Origin of the sequence: Pseudoxanthomonas koreensis (genome assembly GCF_041890415.1) — a bacterium.
Taxonomy (GTDB): domain Bacteria; phylum Pseudomonadota; class Gammaproteobacteria; order Xanthomonadales; family Xanthomonadaceae; genus Pseudoxanthomonas; species Pseudoxanthomonas koreensis_A.
The window spans coordinates 410,527-434,730 of the sequence record NZ_CP169056.1 but is presented as its reverse complement, the minus strand read 5'-3'; the positions used below and the strand labels follow the sequence as shown (position 1 = coordinate 434,730).

General features: G+C 69.9%; 21 protein-coding genes, 1 other RNA gene and 1 riboswitch. Of the genes, 8 read left to right on the top strand and 14 right to left on the bottom strand.

Annotated elements, in window-relative coordinates; genetic code table 11:
• Positions 1 to 92: 92 nt before the first annotated feature.
• Both rnpB and rsmI read right to left on the bottom strand, forming a co-directional pair.
• Positions 93 to 455, bottom strand: an RNA gene (gene rnpB, locus ACEJ41_RS02000) — RNase P RNA component class A.
• Positions 456 to 594: 139 nt separating this feature from the next.
• A complete protein-coding gene (gene rsmI / locus ACEJ41_RS01995) occupies positions 595 to 1,428 on the bottom strand; it encodes a 16S rRNA (cytidine(1402)-2'-O)-methyltransferase (protein WP_374013130.1) in 834 nt (277 codons plus the stop codon).
• A 73-nt stretch (positions 1,429 to 1,501) separates the two neighbouring features.
• Between rsmI and ACEJ41_RS01990 the strand changes: the two genes are divergently transcribed.
• From ACEJ41_RS01990 to thiL, 5 genes are all read left to right on the top strand, one after another.
• Positions 1,502 to 3,244 carry a penicillin-binding protein activator gene (locus tag ACEJ41_RS01990; protein ID WP_374013129.1) on the top strand — a complete coding sequence of 581 codons (1,743 nt, stop codon included), beginning with the start codon at positions 1,502 to 1,504 and terminating at the stop codon, positions 3,242 to 3,244.
• A gap of 1 nt (position 3,245) precedes the next feature.
• On the top strand, positions 3,246 to 3,656 hold the full coding sequence (locus tag ACEJ41_RS01985; RefSeq protein ID WP_374013128.1) for a YraN family protein: 411 nt from the start codon (positions 3,246 to 3,248) through the stop codon (positions 3,654 to 3,656).
• A gap of 59 nt (positions 3,657 to 3,715) precedes the next feature.
• On the top strand, positions 3,716 to 5,098 hold the full coding sequence (locus ACEJ41_RS01980) for an FAD-binding oxidoreductase (protein ID WP_374013127.1): 1,383 nt from the start codon (positions 3,716 to 3,718) through the stop codon (positions 5,096 to 5,098).
• Positions 5,099 to 5,211: 113 nt separating this feature from the next.
• Positions 5,212 to 6,375, top strand: coding sequence for a MalY/PatB family protein (locus tag ACEJ41_RS01975; RefSeq protein WP_374013126.1), 1,164 nt, complete (start codon positions 5,212 to 5,214; stop codon positions 6,373 to 6,375).
• 6 nt (positions 6,376 to 6,381) lie between these two features.
• On the top strand, positions 6,382 to 7,440 hold the full coding sequence (gene thiL / locus ACEJ41_RS01970) for a thiamine-phosphate kinase (RefSeq protein ID WP_374013125.1): 1,059 nt from the start codon (positions 6,382 to 6,384) through the stop codon (positions 7,438 to 7,440).
• Positions 7,441 to 7,446: 6 nt separating this feature from the next.
• On the opposite strand, the gene nusB is transcribed toward thiL, so the two are convergent.
• From nusB to ACEJ41_RS01950, 4 genes are all read right to left on the bottom strand, one after another.
• Positions 7,447 to 7,917 carry a transcription antitermination factor NusB gene (gene nusB / locus ACEJ41_RS01965; RefSeq protein WP_374013124.1) on the bottom strand — a complete coding sequence of 157 codons (471 nt, stop codon included), beginning with the start codon at positions 7,915 to 7,917 and terminating at the stop codon, positions 7,447 to 7,449.
• On the bottom strand, positions 7,914 to 8,381 hold the full coding sequence (gene ribH / locus ACEJ41_RS01960) for a 6,7-dimethyl-8-ribityllumazine synthase (RefSeq protein WP_374013123.1): 468 nt from the start codon (positions 8,379 to 8,381) through the stop codon (positions 7,914 to 7,916). Before ribH ends, nusB begins: the two co-directional genes overlap by 4 nt.
• 73 nt (positions 8,382 to 8,454) lie before the next feature.
• Positions 8,455 to 9,549 (bottom strand): 3,4-dihydroxy-2-butanone-4-phosphate synthase, encoded by a 1,095-nt coding sequence (gene ribB / locus ACEJ41_RS01955; RefSeq protein ID WP_374013122.1) that lies wholly within the window; start codon positions 9,547 to 9,549, stop codon positions 8,455 to 8,457.
• Complete coding sequence (locus ACEJ41_RS01950) at positions 9,546 to 10,172, bottom strand: riboflavin synthase (protein ID WP_374013121.1); 627 nt, start codon at positions 10,170 to 10,172, stop codon at positions 9,546 to 9,548. The genes ribB and ACEJ41_RS01950 overlap by 4 nt, the downstream gene beginning before the upstream one ends.
• Before the next feature lie 175 nt (positions 10,173 to 10,347).
• A riboswitch (FMN riboswitch) is annotated at positions 10,348 to 10,573 on the bottom strand.
• A gap of 166 nt (positions 10,574 to 10,739) precedes the next feature.
• Here ACEJ41_RS01950 and ACEJ41_RS01945 point away from each other — a divergent pair.
• Positions 10,740 to 11,345, top strand: a complete 606-nt coding sequence (locus ACEJ41_RS01945; protein ID WP_374013120.1) for a hypothetical protein — start codon at positions 10,740 to 10,742, stop codon at positions 11,343 to 11,345.
• Between the two features lie 89 nt (positions 11,346 to 11,434).
• Complete coding sequence (locus ACEJ41_RS01940) at positions 11,435 to 11,884, top strand: hypothetical protein (protein WP_374013119.1); 450 nt, start codon at positions 11,435 to 11,437, stop codon at positions 11,882 to 11,884.
• 972 nt (positions 11,885 to 12,856) lie between these two features.
• On the opposite strand, the gene ribD is transcribed toward ACEJ41_RS01940, so the two are convergent.
• The 3 genes from ribD to glyA all read right to left on the bottom strand — a co-directional run bounded on the left by ribD (position 12,857) and on the right by glyA (position 15,885).
• On the bottom strand, positions 12,857 to 13,939 hold the full coding sequence (gene ribD / locus ACEJ41_RS01935; protein WP_374014040.1) for a bifunctional diaminohydroxyphosphoribosylaminopyrimidine deaminase/5-amino-6-(5-phosphoribosylamino)uracil reductase RibD: 1,083 nt from the start codon (positions 13,937 to 13,939) through the stop codon (positions 12,857 to 12,859).
• Positions 13,940 to 13,996: 57 nt separating this feature from the next.
• Positions 13,997 to 14,521: a transcriptional regulator NrdR gene (gene nrdR / locus ACEJ41_RS01930; protein WP_374013118.1), complete on the bottom strand. Its 525-nt coding sequence runs from the start codon at positions 14,519 to 14,521 to the stop codon at positions 13,997 to 13,999.
• A 110-nt stretch (positions 14,522 to 14,631) separates the two neighbouring features.
• Complete coding sequence (glyA, locus tag ACEJ41_RS01925) at positions 14,632 to 15,885, bottom strand: serine hydroxymethyltransferase (protein WP_374013117.1); 1,254 nt, start codon at positions 15,883 to 15,885, stop codon at positions 14,632 to 14,634.
• Positions 15,886 to 16,073: 188 nt separating this feature from the next.
• Here glyA and ettA point away from each other — a divergent pair, with 188 nt between their 5' ends.
• On the top strand, positions 16,074 to 17,738 hold the full coding sequence (gene ettA / locus ACEJ41_RS01920) for an energy-dependent translational throttle protein EttA (RefSeq protein WP_374013116.1): 1,665 nt from the start codon (positions 16,074 to 16,076) through the stop codon (positions 17,736 to 17,738).
• A 129-nt stretch (positions 17,739 to 17,867) separates the two neighbouring features.
• Here the strand turns inward: ettA and ACEJ41_RS01915 are convergent, their stop codons facing one another.
• The 5 genes from ACEJ41_RS01915 to ACEJ41_RS01895 all read right to left on the bottom strand — a co-directional run bounded on the left by ACEJ41_RS01915 (position 17,868) and on the right by ACEJ41_RS01895 (position 24,061).
• Positions 17,868 to 19,454 (bottom strand): tryptophan halogenase family protein, encoded by a 1,587-nt coding sequence (locus ACEJ41_RS01915; protein ID WP_374013115.1) that lies wholly within the window; start codon positions 19,452 to 19,454, stop codon positions 17,868 to 17,870.
• A 279-nt stretch (positions 19,455 to 19,733) separates the two neighbouring features.
• Positions 19,734 to 20,435, bottom strand: a complete 702-nt coding sequence (locus tag ACEJ41_RS01910; protein WP_374013114.1) for a DUF6445 family protein — start codon at positions 20,433 to 20,435, stop codon at positions 19,734 to 19,736.
• Between the two features lie 78 nt (positions 20,436 to 20,513).
• Positions 20,514 to 22,154: a tryptophan halogenase family protein gene (locus ACEJ41_RS01905; protein WP_374013113.1), complete on the bottom strand. Its 1,641-nt coding sequence runs from the start codon at positions 22,152 to 22,154 to the stop codon at positions 20,514 to 20,516.
• Positions 22,155 to 22,275: 121 nt separating this feature from the next.
• The gene (locus ACEJ41_RS01900; RefSeq protein ID WP_374013112.1) at positions 22,276 to 23,301 is read right to left on the bottom strand and encodes a cupin-like domain-containing protein; all 1,026 of its coding nucleotides are present in this window, start codon (positions 23,299 to 23,301) and stop codon (positions 22,276 to 22,278) included.
• 4 nt (positions 23,302 to 23,305) lie between these two features.
• Positions 23,306 to 24,061, bottom strand: coding sequence for a SapC family protein (locus ACEJ41_RS01895; protein WP_374013111.1), 756 nt, complete (start codon positions 24,059 to 24,061; stop codon positions 23,306 to 23,308).
• Positions 24,062 to 24,204: the final 143 nt, after the last annotated feature.

The following is a 24,204-nucleotide window of genomic DNA, read 5'->3' as shown; positions in this document are numbered from 1 at the left end:
GTTTGTGAAGGCGGCGTGAGAATGCGCGGCTTGCGCACGCACGGCCCGGGGCCGCACGCGGCCCGGACCGGGTGACAGGAAACAGGAAGAAGGTGCGGAGCCGGCCGATAAGCCGGGTTCTGTCGTGGACAGTCATTCCTCTGGGCGCAACGTCACCGTTACGCTCAAGCAGCCTACCCGGACCCGACGCGGGCAACGTCATGAGGTCCCTATTTGGCCTTGCTCCCGGTGGGGTTTGCCGTGCCGGCCTGTTACCAGGCTCGCGGTGCGCTCTTACCGCACCATTTCACCCTTGCCCGCACCCGGCCACCCGAAGATGGCAGGGCCGCTGGCGGTATCTTTCTGTTGCACTTTCCGTCGGCTCGCGCCGCCCAGGCGTTACCTGGCACCGTGCCCTGTGGAGCCCGGACTTTCCTCGGCATGCTTGCGCATGACGCGACTGCCTGGCCGACTCCGCGCGGGCATTTTACGGCTTCCGGCGGAAAATGCCTCCAAATCTTGCTCCGCAAAGCCTGGGCCCCGCTCATTGCCCTCCCGATCCCCCGCCGCTGTCGCGGTGCCCCCTTGCCAAGGGGGCCATGGAGGCGGACCGGGTCACTGGCCGGGATCGGTGGCGCCGTACAGCGCCTTGCGCGGCGCGCCGGTGATCTCGGCAGCCAGCCTGGCCGCGGCCGACGGCGGCAGGTGCCCGGCCAGGATCGCGTGCACCCTGCGTCCTTCGGCCAGGGTTGCATCCGCATCCTCGCCCATGCCCTGCACCACCAGCACGAACTCGCCCTTGCGCTGGTCGGCATCTGCAACGACCCGCGCGTGCAGGTCGGCCAGCGGACCATCCAGCACCGTTTCGAACAGCTTGGTCAGTTCGCGCGCCAGCACCGCCGGGCGGCTGCCGCCGAAGGCCGTGCACAGGTCCGCCAATGACGCATCGATGCGGTGCGCCGATTCGTAGAACACCAGGGTGCGCGATTCGCCGGCCAGCGCGGCCAGGCGTTCACGCCGCGCCGCGGCACGGGCCGGCAGGAAGCCCTCGAAGGCGAAGCGGTCGCTCGGCAACCCGGCCACGCTGAGCGCGGCGATCAGTGCCGAGGGCCCCGGCACCGGGCTGACCCGCACCCCGGCGGCGCGCGCGGCACGCACCAGGCGGAAACCCGGGTCGCTGACCAGCGGCGTGCCGGCATCGCTGACCAGCGCCAGCGATTGGCCATCCAGCAAGCGTGCCACCACGCCCTGCGCCACCTGCTGCTCGTTGTGCTCGTGCAGCGCCAGCAACGGCGTGGAAATGCCGAAATGGGCCAGCAGCTGGCCGCTGCGGCGGGTGTCCTCGGCACACACCGCATCCACCTCGCGCAACACCTGCTGGGCCCGTGGCGAGAGATCGCCAAGGTTGCCGATGGGCGTGGCGACGACATGCAGGGTGGGAGCGGCCATGCGAATCCGGGAGTGCGGTCGGGAAGGTAGAATCCTAAGCCCTTTCACCGACAGGCCCGGCCCACGGATGGACATGTATCGATACGCGCGACCGGCGCAGCCCGTTTCCCGCCTGCGCTGGCTGGTGCCATGCCTGGGCCTGCTGCTGGCCGCCGGCTGCGCCAGCGTGGCCACCGCACCCAGTGCCGCGCCGGAGCATTCGGCCGCCCTGGCCCAACTGGACCAGGGCCAGGCCCAGGACGCGGCACAGCGCCTGGAAGCACTGGCGGCCAGCGCGCGCGGCGCCCAGCGCAATGCGCTGCTGGCCGATGCGGCCTTCGCCTGGCATGAGGCCGGTGAAGCAGCCCAGGCCCGGCGCGTGTCCGCGCAGCTGGATCCACGCCGCGTGTCGGGCGCCAGCCGCGCCCGGCTGGCGCTGATGCAGGCCGAGCAGGCACTGGCCGCGCAGCAGCCCGGCACGGTGGCCGCGCTCCTGGCCGGCAGCCCTGCCACCCTGCCCATGCCGTTGCAGGCGCGCTGGCACCTGGCAATGGCCGCCGCGCACCAGGCGCAGGGCGATGCGCTGGCCGCCGCCGCCGCACACGCCCGCGCCGATGCCGGCCTGGATGCCGAGCCGCGGGTGCAGAACCATCGCGCCATCGAACGCCTGCTGTCCTCGCTGGACGACCAGGCGCTGAGCGCCCGCGCCGCGGCCCTGCCCGCCGGCGACCCGCTGTACAACTTCGCCGCGCGCGCGCTGGTGCGCCGCGGCCTGGCGCCGCCGCGGCCGTTCGACCTGGGTGATGCCTGGAAATTCGACCAGCGTGCGCCGGCGGCCGCCGATGGTTACCGCCCGCCGCGCAAGCTTGCGGTGCTGCTGCCGCTGTCCGGGCAACTGGCCACCGCCGCAGTGCCGGTGCGCGACGGCCTGCTCGCCGGCTACTTCGGCGAGCAGCGCGCACGCCCCGAGATCGCCTTCTACGACACCACCGGTACTTCTGCCGGCGCGGTTGCCGCCTATGCCACTGCGGTGGGCGAAGGCGCCGATTTCGTGATCGGCCCGCTGGGCCGCGACGAGGTCACCCGGTTGTTCCAGGAGCCGGCCATCAGCGTGCCCAGCCTGGCCCTCAACCGCGCCAGCATCGCCGCCCCGCCCGGGCACGCCATGTTCTCGCTGGCGCCGGAGGACGACGGCGTGGCCGCCGCCGACTACCTGCTCGCGCGCGAGCGCCGGCGCGTGCTGGTGATCGCCGGCACCGACGAGAACGGGCAACGCGCCGCCGAGGCGTTCGCCACCCGGCTGGGCGAGCGCGGCGGCGAGGTGGTTGCCAGCGTGTCGGTGGGCGAGCAGCCCGGCAACCTGGCCAGGCAACTGGCGCAGGCAGCGGCCGCAGGCGCCGATGCGGTGTTCCTGGCCGTGCGTGGTCCGCAGGCGCGTGCGCTGGCGCCGCAGCTGGCGACGGCCGGCCTGGCCACGCGCAGCCGCGTGGGCACCTCGCAGCTGACTTCGGGCACCGGCAACCCCACCGAAGACGCGGCGCTGGACGGCATCGTCTATCCCACCGAAGCCTGGCCATCGCGCGGAGCGAGCGGCCTGCCGCAGGCCAGCGTGGCGGCGGCCATCATCCCCAGCGCGCGCGGCGCGGCGGCGCGCCTGTTCGCGTTCGGCTACGACGCCTGGCGCATCACCGCCTACCTGGAACGCCTGGCCACCCGCACCGATGGCCAGGTGCAGGGCGCCACCGGCGACCTGCGTCTGGACGGCTTCGGCAATATCGTCCGGCAACCGGCCTGGGCCACCTTCAGTGGCGGCACGCCGGTTCCGCTGACGCGCTGACATGCTTCCCCGACGCCCACGGACGGGCAACGGACCGGACCGGCGCGCACGCGGCGCCCGGGTCGAAGCGGCCGCGCGCGCCCACCTTGAACACGCCGGCCTGCGCACCCTGGCCAGCAACGTGCGCTACCGCGGCGGCGAACTGGACCTGGTCATGTTCGACCCCGCCAGCGGCGGCACCGTGGTGTTCGTGGAGGTGCGCTACCGCGCCAGCACCACGTTCGGCGGCGGCCTGGCCTCGGTGGATGCAGGCAAGCGCCGCAAGCTGGTACGTGCCGCCCAGCTCTACCTGCTCTGCAACCCGCGGCTGGCGCAATCGCCTTGCCGCTTCGACGTGGCCGAGGCCAGCGGTGACCCGGAGGCGCCGCGGATCGGCTGGGTGAAGGATGCGTTCCGGCTGGACGATGCCTGAGCCGGTGCCTGCCGCCGAAGCACCGGCTGCGGTGCGACCCACGCCCTACAATTGCAACCATGACCCACGCCCTGCCCGCCGCGCTCGACGCCGAACTGTCCACCCTGCTCGGCCCCGAGGGCTGGCGTACCGATGACGCCGCGCGCCGCGCGCATGGCGAGGACGACTCGCGCCAATGGGCCATGCCCGACGCGGTGGCCATTCCGCGCGACCGCGAGCAGGTCGCGGCCATCGTGCGCGCCTGCCGCGCCCATCGCGTACCGATCGTGGCACGCGGTGCCGGCACCGGCACTGCGGCGGCGGCGGTGCCGTTCGCGGGTGGCGTGGTCGTCTCGTTCGCACGCATGGACCGGATCGTCGACATCCGCCCCGGCGACCGCTGCGCGGTGGTGGAGCCGGGCGTGCTCAACGGCGACCTGCAGCAGGCGCTGCAGCCGCACGGCCTGTTCTGGCCACCCGATCCTTCCAGTGCCGAACGCTGCACCATCGGCGGCAACCTGGCCTGCAATGCAGGCGGCCCGCGCGCGGTGAAGTACGGCGCCAGCCGCGACAACGTGCTGGGCCTGGTCGCGGTGACCGGCAGCGGCCAGATCATCCGCTGCGGCGGCCCCTGGACCAAGGACGCCACCGGCTACGACCTCACCCACCTGATCGTCGGCAGCGAGGGCACCCTGGCACTGATCGTCGAGGCCACCGTGCGCCTGGCTCCACGGCCGCAGGCCCAGGCCGGGCTGCGCGCGCTCTACCGCGACGCGGCGGCCGCGGCCGCGGCGGTGTCGCGGCTGATGCGCCAGCCGCAGGTGCCGGCGATGCTGGAGTTCATGGACGCCCGCGCCATCGCCCTGCTCCGCCGCAACGGCAGCGACGTGCCCGAGGCCGGCGCAATGCTGCTGGTGGAAGCCGACGGCGACCACGAGTCCCTGCCCTACGTGCTGCAGGCATTGGCCGACGCCGCCGAAGGCGAAGGCCTGCTCGCGCTGGACGTGGCCGCCGACGGCGCCGCGCGCGATCGCCTGTGGGCTGCACGGCGGGCGTTGTCGCCGGCGCTGCGCAGCATCGCCCCGGGCAAGATCAACGAGGACGTGGTGGTGCCGGTGTCGCGCATCCCCGACCTGGTGGCCGGGGTGGAAGCACTGTCGGCCGCATCGGCGCTGCCGATCGTCAGCTTCGGCCACGCCGGCAACGGCAACCTGCACGTCAACATCATGTACCACCCCGACGACGCCGCCGAGACCGCACGCGCGCAGGCCACCCTGCCGCGCCTGTTCGAACTGGTGCTTGCGCTGGGCGGCACGCTGTCAGGCGAACACGGCATCGGCGTGGCCAAGCGCGACTGGATGGCGCGGGCCTTCGATCCGCCGACCCTGGCGGCCATGCGCGCGGTCAAGGCGGCGCTGGACCCGGATGGCATCCTCAATCCCGGCAAGGTGCTGCCGCCGTAGCGGCACGGTGCGCCCGCCAGGCCGCCTGCCCGCGGGCAGCGGCGTGGAATATCCGGCGCGCATCGCAACGCCAGGCCCGCTCCTACAATGGGGCATTCCCACGGAGATTCGAATTGGACACGCTGGATTTCGACGCCATCACCCAGGACCAGTTGCGCGCCATCGGCGGGCTGAAATGGAGCGCCTTCCCGGACTGCATCGGCGCCTTCGTGGCCGAAATGGACTTCGGCCTGGCCCCGCCGGTACGGCAGGCACTGGAGCAGGTGGTCGCGCGCGGACAGCTTGGCTATCTCACCGCCGGCCCGTTGCGGACCATGGCCGAAGCCTGCGCGCGGTGGCAGCGCGAGCACCACGGCTGGGACCTGGACCCGGCCGCGATCCGGCCCATGCCCGATGTGCTGGGTGCGCTGGCGGCGGTCCTGCGCCATTACATCCCGGCCGGCGCACCGGTGGCGCTGCCGGTGCCGTGCTACATGCCGTTCCTGCCGATGCTCGAATGGCTTGGCAACCCGGTGGTGCAAGTACCTATGGTGCGCGACGGTGCCGGCTGGAGCCTGGACGAGGACGCCCTGGACGCCGCCTTCGCCGGCGGCGCGCGCATGCTGCTGCTGTGCAATCCGCACAATCCCATCGGCAAGGTCTACACCCGCGAGGAACTGCTGCGCATCAGCGCCATCGTCGAACGCCACGGCGCGCGGGTGTTCTCCGACGAGATCCATGCGCCGCTGGTCTACGCCGGGCAGCAGCACGTGGTCTACGCCTCCATTTCCGCGCAGGCCGCGCGCCAGGCGATCACCGCGGTGTCCGCCTCCAAGGCCTGGAACCTGCCGGGGCTCAAGTGCGCGCAGTTGGTATTCACCGACCCCGATGACCTGGCGCACTGGCGCAAGGTCGGCCACTTCGCCAGCGATGGCACCGCCACGGTGGGCGTGTTCGCGCATGCGGCGGCCTGGGCCGAGGGCGAGCCCTGGCGCCTGCAGGTGCTCGACTACCTGCAGGGCAACCGCGACCTGCTGGCCCGGCTGCTGCGCGAACGCCTGCCGCAGGTCGAACACCTGCCGCCGCAGGGCACCTACCTGGCGTGGCTGGATTGCCGCGCACTGCCGCTGGACACCACGCCGCAGCTGTTCTTCCGGCGCAACGCGAAGGTGGCGCTGACCGACGGCGGCGACTGCGGACGCGGCGGCGAAGGCCACGTGCGCTTCAACTTCGCCCTGCCCCGGCCATTGCTGGTGGAGGCGGTCGAACGCATGGCCGACGCGGTGGACGCGCTCTAGGCGGGCATGGCCGAATTCGACCTCATCGCGCGGATCCGCGAGCGCAGCCGCCACGCCGGCATCGATGACGGCGTGGTGCTGGGCATCGGCGACGATGCCGCGCTGCTGCAGGTGCCGGCCGGACACGAACTGGTGGTGACCGCCGACACGCTCAACGACGGCGTCCACTTCCCGCACGCCACGGCGCCGGCCGATGTGGGCTGGAAAGCGCTGGCAGTCAATCTGTCCGACCTGGCCGCGATGGGCGCGCGCCCGGCCTGGTGCACGCTGTCGCTGTCGCTGCCCGGCGACGACCCGGCGTGGCTGGACGCCTTCCTCGACGGGTTCCTGGAACTGGCGAGCATCCACCGCATCGCCCTGGTCGGCGGTGATACCACCCGCGGCCCGCGCTCGATTGCAGTCACCGCGTTGGGCGTGGTCGAAGCCGGGCGCGCATTGCGCCGCGACCACGCGCGCGTCGGCGACGATATCTGGGTCACCGGCACCCTGGGCGATGCCGCTGCCGCCCTTGCGCTGGGCGGCCACCTGCCATGGCCGGAGGCTGCAGGCGGTGGCGTGCCCGGAGCAGATGCCGGCAACACCGCCGACCCGGCCGGCAGCGCATTCCTGGCCGAACGGCTGGCGCGGCCACGGCCGGGCGTGGCGGCCGGCCGGCAGTTGCCGGGCCTGGCCCACGCCTGCGTGGACATTTCCGACGGGCTGCTCGCCGACCTGGGCCACGTCTGCGCATGCAGCGGCACCGGCGCGCAGGTGGACGTGGATGCATTGCCGGCATCGGTTGCGCTGCGCACGCTGCTGGAACCACGCGCAAGCTGCGCATCGCCGCCGCTCGCGGCCGCGCGCCGCGAATGCATGCGTGCATTCCAGGCCACGGGTGGCGACGACTACGAGCTGTGCTTCACCGCATCGCCGTCGCGGCGCGACGCGGTGGCGGCCGCACTGGGCGGCATTGGCGTGGATGCGACCCGCATCGGCCGCATCGTCGCCACACCCGGGGTGCATGCACTGACCGCCGATGCCGCGCCCTGGCAGGCACCGCACCGCGGCTACGTCCACTTCGGCTAGGCCGGGCTAGCGGCCAGCGCGCGCCGCCTGGACCTCGGTGGCGCGCCACTGCGCACTGGCACGGTCGAGCACGCCGTTGACGAAGGTATGCCCGTGCTCGGAGCCGAAGCGCTTGGCGATCTCGATGGCCTCGTTGAGCACCACCCGGTACGGCACGTCGGGGCGGTGCAACAGCTCGTAGGCGGACAGGCGCAGCACCGCGCGTTCGATCGCGTCCACCTCCTCCACCTCGCGGTCCAGGTGCGGAGCCAGGGCCGCGTCCAGCCCGGCGCGTTCGCCCAGCACGCCGCGGACCAGGCTCTCGAAGTACTCCAGGTCGGCGATCTCGTGGGCCTGCTCGTGGGCGAACTGGGCGATCACCTGCTGCGCGTTGCCGCCGGAGATCTGCCAGGCATAGAGCGCCTGCAGTGCACGCCTGCGCGCGCGTGCGCGCAGGACCGGATCGACCCCGCTGCGCGGACGGTGCGGACGGTTCATGGCAGGCGCTCCAGCAGGTTGGCCATCTCCAGCGCGGCCAGCGCCGTTTCCTCGCCCTTGTTGCCGTGGCTGCCACCGGCACGGGCCTCGGCATCCTCGAACCGCTCCACCGCCAGCACGCCGTTGAGCACCGGCACGCCGGTGTCGAGCGCGACCCGCATCAGGCCTTCGGCGCACAGGTCGGCGACGTGTTCGTAATGGCGGGTGTCGCCGCGCACTACGCAGCCCAGCACGATCAGGGCGCCGTGGCCGCCGGCAAGGGCAAGCTTGCGCGTCGCCATCGGCAGCTCCCAGGCACCGGGCAGGCGGACCACGTCCACGGCCTCGTCGGGCACACCGTTGTCGGCCAGGCAGCGGCGTGCGCCGGCGACCAGGGCATCGGTGATGCGTGCGTTCCAGCGGCTGGCCAGGATCGCGATGCGGGCGCCGGCCGGGAGGCGGAGGTCGCCTTCGTACAGGGTCATGGGTCAGGGGGTCCTCGGAAGGCGCACAGTTTACCGGAGGCGCGCCCGACGGGCCGGAGTGGCCGCCACCGGCTCAGGGCGACAGGAACTCCACGACCTCCAGCCCGTAGCCGGCCAGGCCGACCTGGCGACGCGGCGTACCCAGCACCCGCAGCTTGCCCAGGCCCAGGTCGGCCAGGATCTGCGCGCCGGCGCCGTTGCGCCGCCACTGGCCAACGTCCTTGGGATCGCGCCGCACCTCGGGTTCGGCACGCAGCCGTGCAAGCAGCGCTTCGGGATCGCGCGGGGCCGACAGCACCACCATCACCCCCTGGCCTTCGGCGGCGATCGCGCGCAGGGCATCGGTGGCGGCCACGCCGAAGTCGTCGCGGCGCCAGTGCAGCAGGTCGCTGAGCGGATTTTCCACCTGCACCCGCACCAGGGTCGGGATGTCGCACTGCGGGGTGCCGCGGACCAGGGCGAAGTGCAGTTCGTGGGCGATGCGGTCGCGGTAGACGACCAGCTGGAACGGGCCGAACTCGGTGTCGATCACCCGTTCGTCCACCCGCTCGATGGTGTGTTCGTTGGCCAGGCGCCAGGCGATCAGGTCGGCGATCGAACCGACCTTCAACCCGTGCTCGCGCGCGAACAGCTCCAGCTCCGGGCGCCGGGCCATGCTGCCGTCCGCGTTCATCACCTCCACCAATACGCCGGCCGGCTCCAGCCCGGCCAGCAGCGGCAGGTCCACCGCCGCTTCGGTGTGGCCGGCCCGGGTGAGCACGCCACCGGGGCTGGCGATCAGCGGGAACACGTGGCCGGGCTGGCTCAGGTCGGCCGGCCGCGCGTCAGGCCGCACGGCGGTGCGGATGGTGTGGGCACGGTCGTAGGCCGAGATGCCGGTGGTCACGCCTTCGGCCGCTTCGATGCTGACGGTGAAATTGGTGCGGAACTGGGCGGTGTTGTGCCGGACCATCGGCGCCAGGCCGAGCTGGGCGCAGCGCTCGCGGGTCAGCGACAGGCATACCAGGCCGCGCGCGTGGGTGACCATGAAGTTGATGTCGGCCGGGCGCACCAGCTCGGCGGCCATGATCAGGTCGCCTTCGTTCTCGCGGTCCTCGTCGTCCACGATCACGACCATGCGGCCTTCGCCGATCTCCTCCAGCAGTTCCGGGACGGGAGCGAAATTCATGTGCCGGCCTCCGCCTCGCGTGCACCCAGCAGCCGCTCCACGTAGCGCGCCACCAGGTCGATCTCCAGGTTCACCGCGTCACCCGCCACGGTTTGCGCAAAGCGCGTATTGGCCACGGTGTGCGGGATCAACGCGACCTCGAAGCCGTCGGCATCGACGTCGTTGACGGTAAGGCTGACCCCGTCCACGCAGATCGAGCCTTTCTTCGCGATGTATTTCAGCAGTGTGGCCGGCGCGGCGAAGCGCCAGCGTTGCGCGCGCGCATCCGCATGCACCGACAGGACCCGGCCGATGCCATCGACGTGGCCGCTGACCAGGTGGCCGCCAAGGCGGTCACTGGGCCGCATCGCGCGCTCCAGGTTGAGCGCGGCGTCGACCGGCAGGTCCCCGAGCGTGGTCAGGGCCAGGGTCTCGGTGGAGGCATCGGCCTGGAAGCCGTCGGCGTCGAACCCGACCACGGTCAGGCACACCCCGTTGACCGCGATGCTCTCGCCCAGGCGCACGTCGGCATCGCCCGCGTGCAGCCAGGGCAGCGTGCCGGTGGCGAAGGTGAAGCGGACATCGCCGCCGCGATGCTCGCGCGCGGCCAGGCGGCCGACGCCTTCGATGATGCCGGTGAACATCAGCGCGCCCTCCGCGGCCGCGCACGGCCGATGCAGGCGTGGCGCGCGCCGGTGCCGCGCACGGGCGTGGATGGAGGGAATGCAGACGGGCTTGGGGCTGGAAGCATCACGTTTCCCGCAAGGTGGCGAAAAACGTCCCGGGACACGCGCGGACGCCCGGCATCGGGCCGGGCGACGGCGTCTTCTTTCATCCGGACTCTGGGGCACCGCATCCGCCAGGGCGAACGCTGCGCCACAACCGTCGGCTCCGGCATCGGACCGGATCTGCTGACCTTCCGGGTGCGGCGCCGGTGCAGGACCGGTGCCGCCATCGGAAGCGCTCGCGGGCTCGCATCGCGCCGGCCGTGCCGGATGCGACGCCTACCGCCGGTGGGGAATTCCACCCCGCCCTGAAGACGTTTCTGTGGGTTTGCATGGCCGGCGAACCGGCCGCGCGCATTCTAGCACCGGGCCTGTACTGGCCCCGAAACATGAAGAAGATGTTAAAATCCGCGCCCGGTCACGGTTTGGCCGCGACCGTCCCGCCACGGGACGGTGATACAGACTCAATACGGAGATTGACCCCCAATGCGTACCCTGATTGCGGCGGCCCTGCTGGCCGCCCTTCCGCTTTCGGCAAATGCCGCCGAAGGCCTGAGCTACAACTACGTCGAAGCCGGCTGGACCCAGGTCGAGGTCGACGGCATCGCCGACCCCGATGGCGGCTACCTGCGCGGTTCGTTCCTGATCGGCCAGCAGGTCAACCTGTTTGCCGGCTATTCGCGCGTCTCGGAAAGCTTCGGCCTGGGCACCACCCGGGTGAAGTACGAGCAGTCGCAGCCGGAGTTCGGCATCGGCTACCACCAGGAGTTCTCGGACCGCCTGGACTTCACCGCCGACCTGGCCTGGTTGCGCCTGGAAGCCAAGGCCCGCGTGACTGGCGCCGGTGGCAGTGGTTCGGCCTCCGATGACATCAATGCCGGCCGCGCGACGGTTGGCCTGCGTGGCAAGCCCTCGCCGCGCACCGAGCTGTGGACCAAGGCCGGCTACATCGACGGCAGCGACGTGGACGGCAGCTTCGTCGGCGTCCTCGGCGGCCAGGTCAGCTTCACCCGCAACTGGGGCCTGGTTGGCGAGGTCGAAGTGATCGAGGACAGCAACTTCTACCGTGTGGGCGTGCGCGCCAGCTTCTGATCCGGGCAACACTGCAAGACCACGACGGGCCCGCAAGGGCCCGTCTGCTTTTGGGCTCCCGCCCGGGAACGGCTTGGATGCCGATGCCGATGTCGATGTCGATGTCGATGCCGATGCCGATGCCGGTGCCGGTGTCGGTGTCGGTGTCGGTGTCGGTGTCGGTGTCGGTGTCGGTGTCGGTGTCGGTGTCGGTGTCGGTGCCGATGGGTGTCGATGGGTGTCGATGGGTGTCGATGGGTGTCGATGGGTGTCGATGGGTGTCGATGGGTGTCGATGGGTGTCGAGGCGTCGAGGCGTCGAGGCGTCGATGGGTGCGGATGCAGGGCTGCGGCGCTTCGGCATGTGGTGTGCTGCCGCTCATGTCCCCCGGCCCCGGCCCTGCGGGCCAGGACCTCCTCCTTTACTTCCCGTCAGCACACCACACGCCAAATCGCTTTGGATCTGGCTGGCGGCCTATGGAAAAGCCGAAGCCGGGCGCTACGACCGGCGAGGGTGCCCCGGCCTTTCGCGCGGCAACGATGGGCGTGGCGCCCTTGTAGGAGCCGGTCTTGCCGGCGACCGCGACCCGCAGCCCGGTCGCCGGCAAGGCCGGCTCCTGCATGCGGCGGCCGATGATCGTGACACGGTGTGGTGCGATGCCGCGACAAACCCTGGCTGTCCCATGGAAAAGCCGAAGCCGGACGTTATTACCGGCGAGGGTGCCCCGGCCATTCGCGCGGAGCATGGATGCACCTTGTGGGAGCCGGCTTTGCCGGCGACCGGGCTGCATACCGCGGTCGCCGGCAAGGCCGGCTCCTACATGTGGCGGACGATGAACGTGATACGGAGTGATGCAATACCTGCCTTGTGCGGCGGCCGAAGCGCATCGTCGCCTCTTGTTGTAGGAGCCGGTCTTGCCGGCGACCGCGACCCGCAGCCCGGTCGCCGGCAAGACCGGCTCCTACATGTGGAGGCCAATGCTCGTGACACGGTGTGGTGCGATGCCGCGACAAACCCTGGCTGTCCCATGGAAAAGCCGAAGCCGGACGTTATTACCGGCGAGGGTGCCCCGGCCATTCGCGCGGAGCATGGATGCACCTTGTGGGAGCCGGCTTTGCCGGCGACCGGGCTGCATACCGCGGTCGCCGGCAAGGCCGGCTCCTACATGTGGCGGCCGATGAACGTGATACGGAGTGATGCAATGCCTGCCTTGTGCGGCGGCCGAAGCGCATCGTCGCCTCTTGTTGTAGGAGCCGGTCTTGCCGGCGACCGCGGTATGCAGCCCGGTCGCCGGCGAGGCCGGCTCCTGCATGCGGCGGCCGATGAACGTTGGACGGTGTGGTGCGATGCCTGCTGACGGGAAGTCAAGGAGGAGGCTTCGGCCGCAGGCCGCAGCCGGGGGACATGAGCGGCAGCAGGCATCGCACCGCACCGCCGCGACAGACCCTCCCGCCCTGCAGCTTCCCTGGGCAGCATTGCATCCGGCTCGCCCCGCTCCAGGCAGTCAGGCAAACCCGATTTTCTCCGGCGCCTTATGGCCGCAGCAGCAGGCGCCGGTCCGTGCCCACCACCGCATCGTCGATCAGCCGCAGCGGCAGGCGCGCGGCCATGTTGTCGATGCCCAGGCCGGCCAGCAGCGGGCGGGCGCGATCGCCCAGCAGCACCGGCGCCTGGTAGAGCAGAAGTTCATCGACCAGCCCGGCGTGCAGCAATGCGCCACACAACGCAGGGCCGGCTTCGACCTGGACCTCGTTGATGCCGCGCGCACCGAGCAACTGCAACGCAGCATCCAGGGCAGTGCGCCCATCACGCAGCGGCAATGCCACGAACTCGGCCTGCAACCCCGACGGCACGACCGCGTCGGGACCGTGCAGGTACAGGGTCGGCGCAACGCCATCGCGGACGCGTGCGGCAGCCAGGCTGCGCAGGCCACTGTCCACCACCACCCGCAACGGCGGCTGGAACGGCGTGGCATCGCCAAGGCGCACGGTAAGCGCCGGATCATCGGCCAGCACCGTATCGGCACCGGTGAGGATCGCCCCGCTGCGCGCGCGCCAGCGCTGCACGTCGGCGCGGGCCGGCTCGCCGGTGATCCACTTGGATTCGCCGCTGGCCATTGCGGTGCGGCCATCAAGGCTTGCGGCCAGCTTGATCCGCACCCACGGCCGGCCGCGGGTGACGCGCGCAAGATAGCCGCGGTTGAGTTCGCGCGCCTGCGCCTCCATCAGTCCGGCCGCCACCGCGATGCCCGCCGCCTGCAGCCGTGCGAACCCGGCCCCGTCCACCGGCGGGAACGGATCGCGCATGGCCGCCACCACGCGGGCCACGCCGGCTTCGGCCAGTGCATCGGCACATGGCGGGGTGCGGCCGTGATGGGCACACGGCTCCAGGGTGACGTATGCGGTGGCACCGCGTGCGCGCTCGCCCGCCTGGCGCAGGGCGAAGGCCTCGGCATGCGGCTCGCCGGTGCGCGGGTGCCATCCCTCGCCCACCACCTCGCCGCCATGGGCGATCACGCAGCCCACCATCGGGTTGGGGCGGGCGCTGTACAGGCCGCGCTCGGCCAGGCGCAGGGCCCGCGCCATCAGGGCGTGGTCGGTGGCGTCAAACGGCATCATCGGCGGAGTCTGACAAAGACCGTGGCCAGCGGCCAGCGATGCGGCGCGGTGTGCTCAGCGCTTCTTCGCCCGCACCGGCGCCGGGCTGCCGTCCTCGAGCAACGGGAGCTGGGCGCTGCCGGCAGGCAGGTCGCGCTCGAGCTTTTCGATCTCCTCGCGGAAATCGGCCACGTCCTCGAAACTGCGGTAGACCGAGGCGAAGCGCACATAGGCAACGTGGTCGAGCTGGCGCAACTCGTCCATCACGAACTCGCCGATCCGACGCGAGGGCAGTTCGCGCTCGCCGCTCATGCGCACCGCGTGCACCACCGCGCGCACCGCCGCCTCGATCCGCTCCTCCGACACCGGCCGCTTCTGCAGCGCGCGGTCGAAGCCCAGCCGCAGCTTCTTGGCGTCGAACTGCTCGCGGCGCCCGTCGCTCTTGACGATGGCCGGCAACTTCAGCTCCACCGTCTCCAGGGTGCTGAAGCGCTCGCCGCAGGCCTCGCAGGCGCGACGGCGGCGGATGGTGGCGCCATCCTCGGACACCCGGGAGTCGATCACCCGGGTGTCGGTGTGCTGGCAGTAAGGACAATGCATGACGGCGTTCCGGAGTCAGCGGGCGACGGCGGCCGCCCAAGCCTGCCACGCGCGGCCGCGGCGCGCAGCCGGGCCGGTCGCGGCGGCGGGTACCGCCGCGCCTGGATGGTTCACCCGTAGACCGGATACTTCCGGCACTGCGCGGTGACCTTGTCCCGCACCGTGGCGATCACGCCCGCATCGTTGGGCGCATCCAGCACGTCGGCGATCCAGTTGGCCAGGTCCACGCAGTCCTGTTCGCCATAGCCGCGGGTGGTCACCGCCGGCGTGCCCAGGCGCAGGCCCGAAGTGACGAACGGCGAACGCGGGTCATTGGGCACCGAGTTCTTGTTGACCGTGATGTGGGCCTTGCCCAGCGCCGCTTCCGCATCCTTGCCGGAGACGTCCTTGCCGATCATGTCCACCAGCATGAGGTGGTTGTCGGTGCCGCCGGAGACGATCTTGTAGCCGCGGGCGACCAGGGTCCTGGCCATCGCCCGGGCGTTCTTCACGACCTGCTCCTGGTAGGCCTTGAATCCCGGCTCCAGCGCTTCCTTGAAGGCCACCGCCTTGGCCGCGATCACGTGCATCAGCGGGCCGCCCTGGATGCCGGGGAAGACCACCGACTGCAGCTTCTTCTCCAGCTCCTCGCCCGCATCCAGCGCCAGGATGATGCCGCCACGCGGGCCGCGCAGGGTCTTGTGGGTGGTGGAGGTGACCACGTGCGCATGCGGCAGGGGGTTGGGGTACACGCCGGCGGCCACCAGGCCGGCCACGTGCGCCATGTCCACGAAAAGGTATGCGCCGACCTTGTCGGCGATGGCGCGGAAGCGGCCCCAGTCCATCACCCGCGAATAGGCCGAGAAGCCGGCCACGATCATCTTCGGCTTGTGCTCCAGCGCCAGCCGCTCGATCTCGTCGTAGTCCAGCAGGCCCTGGTCGTCCACGCCGTACTGGATGGCGTTGAAGATCTTGCCGGAGGCGTTGACCTTGGCGCCGTGGGTCAGGTGGCCGCCGTGGGCCAGCGACATGCCCAGGATGGTGTCGCCCGGCTGCAGCAGCGCGAAGTACACGGCCTGGTTGGCCTGCGAGCCGCTGTGCGGCTGCACGTTGGCGTAGGTGGCGCCGAACAGCTGCTTGAGCCGGTCGATCGCCAGCTGCTCGGCGATGTCGACGTATTCACAGCCGCCGTAGTAGCGCTTGCGCGGATAGCCTTCGGCGTACTTGTTCGTCAGCTGGCTGCCCTGGGCCTCCATCACCGCCGGGCTGGCGTAGTTCTCGCTGGCGATCAGCTCGACGTGGTCCTCCTGGCGGCGGCACTCGTCGGCCATGGCCTTGGCCAGTTCGGGGTCGTAGGTTTCAAGGCGGACGTCGCGGGAGTACATGGGCAGCTCCAGGGAGGCGAGGGAAAGGGCGGGAAGCCGGCAATTGTAAGCCGCCGCCGCCCGGGGCGCCGCCGGCGCGGCCCGCAGCCGGGCCGGGCCGCGGGGCGATCCCCGCTATAATCCCCGTTTTCCCTCCCCCCGGCCCTGTCCGCCCTGCGGACCGGGCTGGACGCGCACCAGGAGCCGGCATGTCCTCGCAGTACATCTACACCATGAACCGGGTGTCCAAGACGGTCCCGCCCAGGCGGCAGATCATCAAGGACATCTCGCTGAGCTTCTATCCCGGCGCCAAGATCGGCCTGCTGGGCCTGAACGGCGCCGGCAAGTCCACCGTGCTGCGGATCATGGCCGGCGTGGACCAGGACTTCGAGGGCGAGGCGCGGCCGCAGCCGGGCATCAAGGTCGGCTACCTGGAGCAGGAGCCGCGCCTGAACCCCGAACAGACCGTGCGCGAAGCGGTCGAGGAAGGCGTGGGCGAGGTGCTGCAGGCGCAGGCGCGGCTGGACGAGGTCTATGCGGCCTACGCCGAGGAAGGCGCCGATTTCGACGCCCTGGCCAAGGAACAGGAGCGACTGGAGGCGATCCTCGCCGCCGGCGACGCGCACACCCTGGAGAACCAGCTTGAAGTCGCCGCCGACGCGCTGCGCCTGCCGCCGTGGGACGCGGTGATCGGCAAGCTCTCCGGCGGCGAGAAGCGCCGCGTCGCCCTGTGCCGGCTGCTGCTGCAGAAGCCGGACATGCTGCTGCTGGACGAGCCGACCAACCACCTGGACGCCGAGTCGGTGGAGTGGCTGGAGCAGTTCCTGGCCCGCTACACCGGCACCGTGGTGGCCGTCACCCATGACCGCTACTTCCTCGACAACGCCGCCGAGTGGATCCTGGAACTGGACCGCGGCCGCGGCATTCCGTGGAAGGGCAACTACACCGAGTGGCTGCAGCAGAAGGAAGAACGCCTCAAGCAGGAAGACAACCAGGAAAAGTCGCGGCAGAAGGCCATCCAGAAGGAGCTGGAGTGGGCGCGGCAGAACGCCAAGGGCGGCCGCTCCAAGGGCAAGGCGCGCCTGGCCCGCATCGAGGAGCTGCAGTCGGTCGACTACCAGAAGCGCAACGAGACCAACGAGATCTTCATCCCGCCGGGCGAGCGCCTGGGCGCCAAGGTCATCGAGTTCAAGAACGTCAGCAAGCGCTTCGGCGACCGGCTGCTGATCGACAACCTGAGCTTCCTGGTGCCGGCCGGCGCCATCGTCGGCATCATCGGCCCCAACGGCGCCGGCAAGTCGACCCTGTTCAAGATGATCACCGGCCAGGAGAAGCCGGACTCGGGCACCATCGACATGGGCCCGACGGTGCAGCTGGCCTACGTCGACCAGAACCGCGATGCGCTGGAAGGCGACAAGACCGTGTTCGAGGAAGTGTCCGGCGGCCTGGACATCCTCAACATCAACGGCATCGAGATCCAGTCGCGCGCCTACATCGGCCGCTTCAACTTCAAGGGCCAGGACCAGCAGAAGCGCGTGGGCTCACTGTCCGGTGGCGAACGCGGCCGCCTGCACATGGCCAAGACCCTGCTGCAGGGCGGCAACGTGCTGCTGCTGGACGAACCGTCCAACGACCTGGACATCGAGACCCTGCGTGCGCTGGAAGACGCACTGCTCGAATTCCCGGGCAACACCTTCGTCATCAGCCATGACCGCTGGTTCCTGGACCGCATCGCCACCCACATCCTCGCCTTCGAGGGCGACAGCCACGTGGAGTTCTTCCAGGGCAACTACCGCGAGTACGAGGAAGACAAGAAGCGCCGTCTGGGCGACGACGCCGGTCCGAAGCGGCTGCGGTTCAAGGCGCTGAAGTAAGGCCACGCCCGGGTGCAGCGCACCCGGGCACGCAGGCCGGCCCCGGGCCCGGTGCTCCCTCGTTGCCGAGGGAGCGCCGCTGGATGCGCAGGTCCGGGATCGAACCCAGGATCATGCACGCACGCCCGCTCAGCCCACCATCGACGGGCCGCGGAAGTTCCACACCGACTGCGGTGCCTTGCAGTAGCTGTTGAGGAAGTCCACGTGCGAAGGCATCTGCGCCACCGCCTGGACCAGCGGCTTGCGGATGTGGTCGAACGTATCCTTGAGCTCCTGATCGGACATCGCACGCGTCAACGGGTGGTGCTGCTCGGGCATCACGCCCTGGCCCACCATGCAGTGGGTCCACGAATCGAGCCGGAACAGTTCGTCCTCGCCCTGCCAGGCATGGCCGCGCTGGCGGAACTGGGCGATGCGCCGGGCCAGCTTCTCCGGCAGTTCCATCTCCTGCATCTCGCGCCACAGCGGCTCGTCGCGCTGGTTGAGGTGGTAGTGCAGGATGATGAAGTCGCGCACCGTCTCCATTTCCTGGCGGCTGATCTCGTTGTAATGGTCGACCAGCGCCGGGCTGATGCCGTCCACCGGGAACAGCTGCAGCAGGCGCGCCACCGAGCTCAGGGTCAGGTGGATGCTGGTCGATTCCAGCGGCTCGATGAAGCCGGCCGACAGGCCGATGCAGACCACGTTCTTGTTCCACGCCTTCCTGCGCCGGCCGGTGCTGAACGGCACCTGCCACGGTGCCTTGATGCTGGGCGCGTTGACCTGCTCGAGCAGCTTGGCCATGGCTTCGTCGTCGGACATGAAGCGGCTGCAGTACACCAGGCCCGAGCCGATGCGATGCTGCAACGGGATCTGCCAGCGCCAGCCTGCCTCGTGGGCGATGGCGCGGGTGTACGGCACCGGCGGGGCCACCGATTCGGCCTGCAGGGCCACGGCGCGGTCACAGCGCAGCCATTGGCCCCAATCCTCGAACCCGGTCTGCAGGGTCTGCTCGCCAAGCACCGCGCGCACGCCGGTGCAGTCCAGGAACAGGTCACCCTCGATCACCTGGCCGTCTTCCAGCACCAGCGAGGTGAGGTAACCGCTCTCCGGATTCTGCCGCACTTCCTTGATCGTGCCCTCGATCCGGGTCAGTCCCAGCTTCTCGCACTTGCCGCGCATGTAGGTGGCGTACAACGCCGCATCGAAGTGGTAGGCATAGCTCACCTCCGGCCGCTGCGCGGCGCCGGGCATGCCGACCCAGCGGGTGGACCAGCTCTGGGTGGTGGTGTCGCGGTCGAACAGCGCGAACTTGTCCTCGCGCGAGGCGCGGGTTTCCAGGCAGAAGTCGCCCAGCTCGTGCTGCATGTCGCGGCGCAGCCCGTCCAGCCAGAAGTGGTGGAAGTGCGTGGCCCAGGTGTTCAGCCCGGTGGTACCGAACGGATGGAAATAACGGTCACCCTTGCACTTCCAGTTCTCGAACGAGATCGAGAGCTTGAACGTGGCCGCCGTGGCGCTCATGAACTCCTGTTCATCGATCTGCAGTAGCCGGTGGAACGTGCGGATGGTGGGGATCGTGGACTCGCCCACGCCCACCGTCCCGATGTCCTTCGACTCGATCAGGGTGATGTCCAGCAGGTCGCGGAACTGGTGGGCCAGCGCATACGCAGCAACCCAGCCTGCGGTGCCACCACCGGCGATGACGACCTTGCGAATCCTTCCATTTTCAGTAGCCAACGTGATTCTCCCAATGTTTGTGCGCAACGTATCGCGGCCATGGCCGCGGCCTTCGGGTACCGCGCAGCGCGCCCCCAAATTCCCCAAGCGAAGCTGACAGAGGGCACCAGGGCAGACAAGTACGCGACACGGCGATCTGCACCGTTCTTGACCTTGATCAAATCGAAACCGGCCCGAAGCGGCTGCGGTTCAAGCCGCTGAAACGACAACGCCCCGGTGCATGGCACCGGGGCGTCGATTGGCTGCGAGGGTCCGGCAGGCGCCGGAGCCGGTGGGTGGTCAGGCCAGCACGTCGATGAAGCTGTTGATCGACAACCGGCCCGTGGTCGGGTCCGGCGGCGGCACGTTGCCGTTGTCGATTGCACCGGAGTGCAGCGAGTTGCGGCGGTACACCACCAGCCGGTTGAACACGCCCTCCACCTGGTCGATGCGCTCGTATAGCGGCGTGTCGATGCCGATATAACCATCCACCGGCGCGTCCGGTGTACGGCTTTCCTCTTCCAGGCGGCTGAAGTACGGCACCCGGCGCGCGTGGTCCACGGACTCGAAACCGGTGCTGCGGTGGCGGTAGAACGCGGTGCCACCCCAATTGCCGCGGAACAGGTAATGCACCGTGGCCAGGCCGTTGGAGTCGTGCGAATCGATGTGCGGCACCCGCTGCAGGAACGCCAGTTGCCCCGGCGGCGTGGTGACCAGCGAGTAGTGGCACATCGGGAACCGGAAGCCGGCGTCGCGCGGCAGCCCGAAGTGCTCCTCCAGCAACGGCCGCACCACCTGCTCGAGCATGACCGGGTAGGTCGCCGGCGCGCGGGTGCGGATGCCAGGGAACATCGAACCCTCGGGCACGAACTGGCTGCGCGCGGCCTTGCGCACCAGCCGCTCCGGATCGCTCAGCAGGTTGTCGATCACCAGCAGTGGCGCGCCCTCGTTGCCGAGGGAGCGCCGCTCGATGCGCATCTGCGGGTTCAGGTCGAGGATCATCGGTACGTGCTCAACCCGCCAGCAGGTTGCCGCGGAAGTCCCATACCCGGCCGGGTACCTTGCAGCGGCATCCGCGCATCACTGCTTCAGGTCTCCACCGACGCCGGCGACCTTGCCGGTCACCTGCTCATGCTGCCGGGCGCGCGCGTACATCTTCTCCCAAGCCGAGTCCGGCGCCCTGCAGTAGCTGTCAATGAAGTCCTGTTGGCTGGGCATGGCCGCCACTGCAGCATCGATCGGCTTGCGCACGCCGTCGAGCAGGGTCTTGAGATCGGCGTCCGACAGTGCGCGGGTCAGCGGGTGGTGGTTCTGGGGCACGACGCCCTGGCCGAGCATGCAGTGGGTCCAGGAATCGAGCCGGAACAGTTCGTCCTCCCCCTGCCACGCGTAGCCCGTCTCGCGGAACACCTGGATGCGCTCGCCCAGGCCCGGCGGCAGTTCCATTTCGCGGCACTGCTTCCACAGCGGCTCGTCGCGCTGGTTGAGGTGGTAATGCAGCACGACGAAGTTGCGGACGTGCTCCAGCTCCATGCGGCTGACCTCGTTGTAGCGTTCCGCCGCCGCCTCGCTGATGCCTTCGAAGGGGAAGAACTGCACCAGGCGGGTGACTGCGCTCAGGGTCAGGTGGATGCTGGTGGACTCCAGCGGCTCGATGAAGCTGCTCGCCAGGCCCAGCGCAATCACGTTCTTGTTCCAGGCCTTGCGCCGGCGCCCGGTGCGGAACGGGATGATCCACGGCTCGCGCAGCCGCTTGGCCGGGTTCTCGGCCAGCAGCTTGGCGGTCGCCTCGTCGTCGGACATGTGCGCATCGGAAAACACGATGCCGCACCCGATCCGGTGCTGAAGCGAAATCTTCCAGTGCCAGCCGGCCTCGTGCGCGATCGCGCGCGTGTACGGCACCGGCGGGCCATCGGCTTCGGTCTGCAGCGCCACCGCGCGGTTGCTTGGCAGCCAGTGGTTCCAGTCCTCGAAGCCGGTCTTCAGTGCCTGCTCGCTCAGCAGCGCGCGCGCGCCGGTGCAGTCGAGGAACAGGTCGCCTTCGATGACCTGCCCGTCCTCCAGCACCAGCGCCTGCACGAAGCCGTTCTCCGGATCCTGGCGAACCTGGGCAATCTTGCCCTCGATGCGCTTGAGCCCGCGGCCCTCGCACTTGACCCGCATGAACGCGGCATAGAGCCCGGCGTCGAAGTGGTAGGCGTAGCTCACGTCGCGGCGTTCCATCGAAGCCGCCTTGGTCCAGCGCATCGACCACTGCTGGGTATTCTGACCGGTGTTGAACAGGGCGAAGCGGTCCTTGAGCGCGGCGGCGGTTTCCAGGCAGTAGTCGCCCAGCTCGCTCTTGATGCCGCGGCGGCGGCTCTCCAGCCAGAACTGATGGAAGTCGACCGACCAGGTGTTCACGCCGGTGGTGCCGAACGGATGGATGTAGCGCGCGCCCGGGCGGGTCCAGTTCTCGAACGAGATGGCCAGCTTGAAGCTGCCGGCGACCGAGCTGAGGAACTCGCGCTCGTCGATCTGCAACAGCTTGTGGAAGGTGCGGATGGTCGGGATCGTCGACTCGCCCACGCCGACGGTGCCGACTTGCTCCGACTCGACCAGGGTGATGTCCAGCATGTCGCGGAACTGATGGGTCAGCGCGCACGCGGCCACCCAGCCGGCAGTGCCGCCACCAGCGATCACGACCTTGCGAATCCTTCCATTTCCAGTAGCCAACTTCATTCTCCCAACGTTCTTGCGCAACGTATCGCGGCCATGGCCGCGGCCTTCGGGTACCGCGCCGCCACCTTGCGGTGCGGCCAGGGCGGCGTACCCGATCGCCGCCCCTTGCATGCCCGGCCGCTCAGCGGTTGAGCCGGTCGATCAGCATCGCCCGCAACTGGCGGGCGTACTGTTCGTCGATCTCGCCCAGGGCGCCGCGCGCCGGTGCAGGCAGGTGTTCGCCGGCACGCTCGGCCGGGCCGAACACGTAGTGGTCGAACACCTCGCGCCAGGCCTGCTTCTCGCTGTCTGGCCGGTCGCGGATGGTCCACAACGCGTGGTACAGCGCGTGCATCGGCGTGGGAATCCACCCAGGCATGCTACTCCACCAATAGTTCACCAGCACGGTGAACGGATCCAGCCCCTCGACGTGGTGCCACCACATGCTGGGAATGAAGATCATGTCGCCCGGCTCCAGCACCACCGACTGGGCCGCCTGCATGGCCTGGGCAAAGCGCGGATAGCGCTCCAGGTCGGGCGCGGCGAAATCGACCACGCTGATCGCCTGGCCGCCAGGCGTGGGCTCCAGCGGACCGGGGTACAGGTTGGCGATCTGCTCGGGTGGGAACAGGGTGAAGCGACGACGCCCCACCGCACAGCAGGCGATGTTGTTGGGGGCATCGTAATGGCACGAGGCGGTGACCCGGTTGCCGATCCAGATGCTGGGCGGCGCCTGCACGCCTTGCGCGGACAGGTCCAGGTCGTTGCCGGCGGTGCGCAGGCCCGGCAGGCACTGGTCCACCAGCAGCGAGGCCACGTAGTAGGTGGGTGGATGCGGATCGTCCAGGTGCGAGGCCAGTTCCTCCAGCACCTTGTCCAGGCTGCCGCGCCGGACCTCGCAGTTCAGCCGGGTGAAGCCTGCATCGTAGAACGGGCGTCCGCGGGTGGACGGATCGCCCCAGGAGTACTGCACCGGCCGCCCGTTGTAGTGGCCGCGCAGGTGCTCCATCGCCGCGTGCGGCGACTGCAGGCCGCACTGGACCAGCGGCCAATCGCGTACCAGCCCGCGCACGACGGTCGGCACGGCGTCCCGGAGCAGCGTCTGCAGCGGCGGCACGCCGGGGCTGGAACCCTCCAGGACGCGGACACTTGCAACCTCCCGGGACATGGCGTCAGGCGGTTCCCTCCGGCGCGGCGGTCTCCTCGCGCAGGCGTTGCTGCTTCTCGGCAATCAGCCGGCGCATGTTGTACAGCGAGGCGCCGACCAGGTAGGCACCTTCCAGCCAGCCGGACTGCTGCAGGCCGTGCAGCGATTGCGCGTCCAGCGCTTCGAGGCGCTCGCGGTCGATGCCGTACAGCCCGCTCAGGTTGACGGCGTTCGACTCGTCGAAGCGCACTTCCATCTGCATCGGCTGGATCAGGTCCAGTTGCTGGAACGCGGCGATCATGGCCTTGCTGGCCTCCACGCCGTGGTTGATGCCGCGCAATACGGTGTTGATCCGCTCCAGGTACGGACTGTGGCCGCCCTGGGCGAGGAACACCGGGTGTCCGTCCTGCCCCCGCGTCACGCGCGGATGGTCCAGGTCGACATAGATGACCGGTTCGTTGCGCAGCTGGCCATCGACCATCTGCTCCTGGAACCCGATCAGAAAAGGTCCGCGGGCGATCAGCCCCGGAAGATAGGCGGCATGCCAGCCGCCGTCGCGCACGAACAGGTTTTCGTGCTGCTCGAAGCCCAGCAGGGCCACGGCTTCGAATCCACCGTCCTCGACCTGGCGGAAGAAGATCGGGTATTCGCGTTGCAACTCGGCGAACTCGGTCGGGAACACCTGGACCACGCCGGTGTTGTCGCCGAACTCCTCACCGAAGCGGGTGGAAATGCGCAGATCCTTGTGCGCGGTGTTGTTGAGCAATTCGTATCGGGCCATCTGGGCTCTCTTCACTTCCTGCAGCCTGCGCCCACCATCCCGGGGTGCATCGCACCCGCCATGGCACCGAGCCTGGCTGCAAGCCCGTCGCAACGGCAAGCGCGCGGCGGCAGTCCCCTAGGAAAGAGGGACCGCTGCCGAAA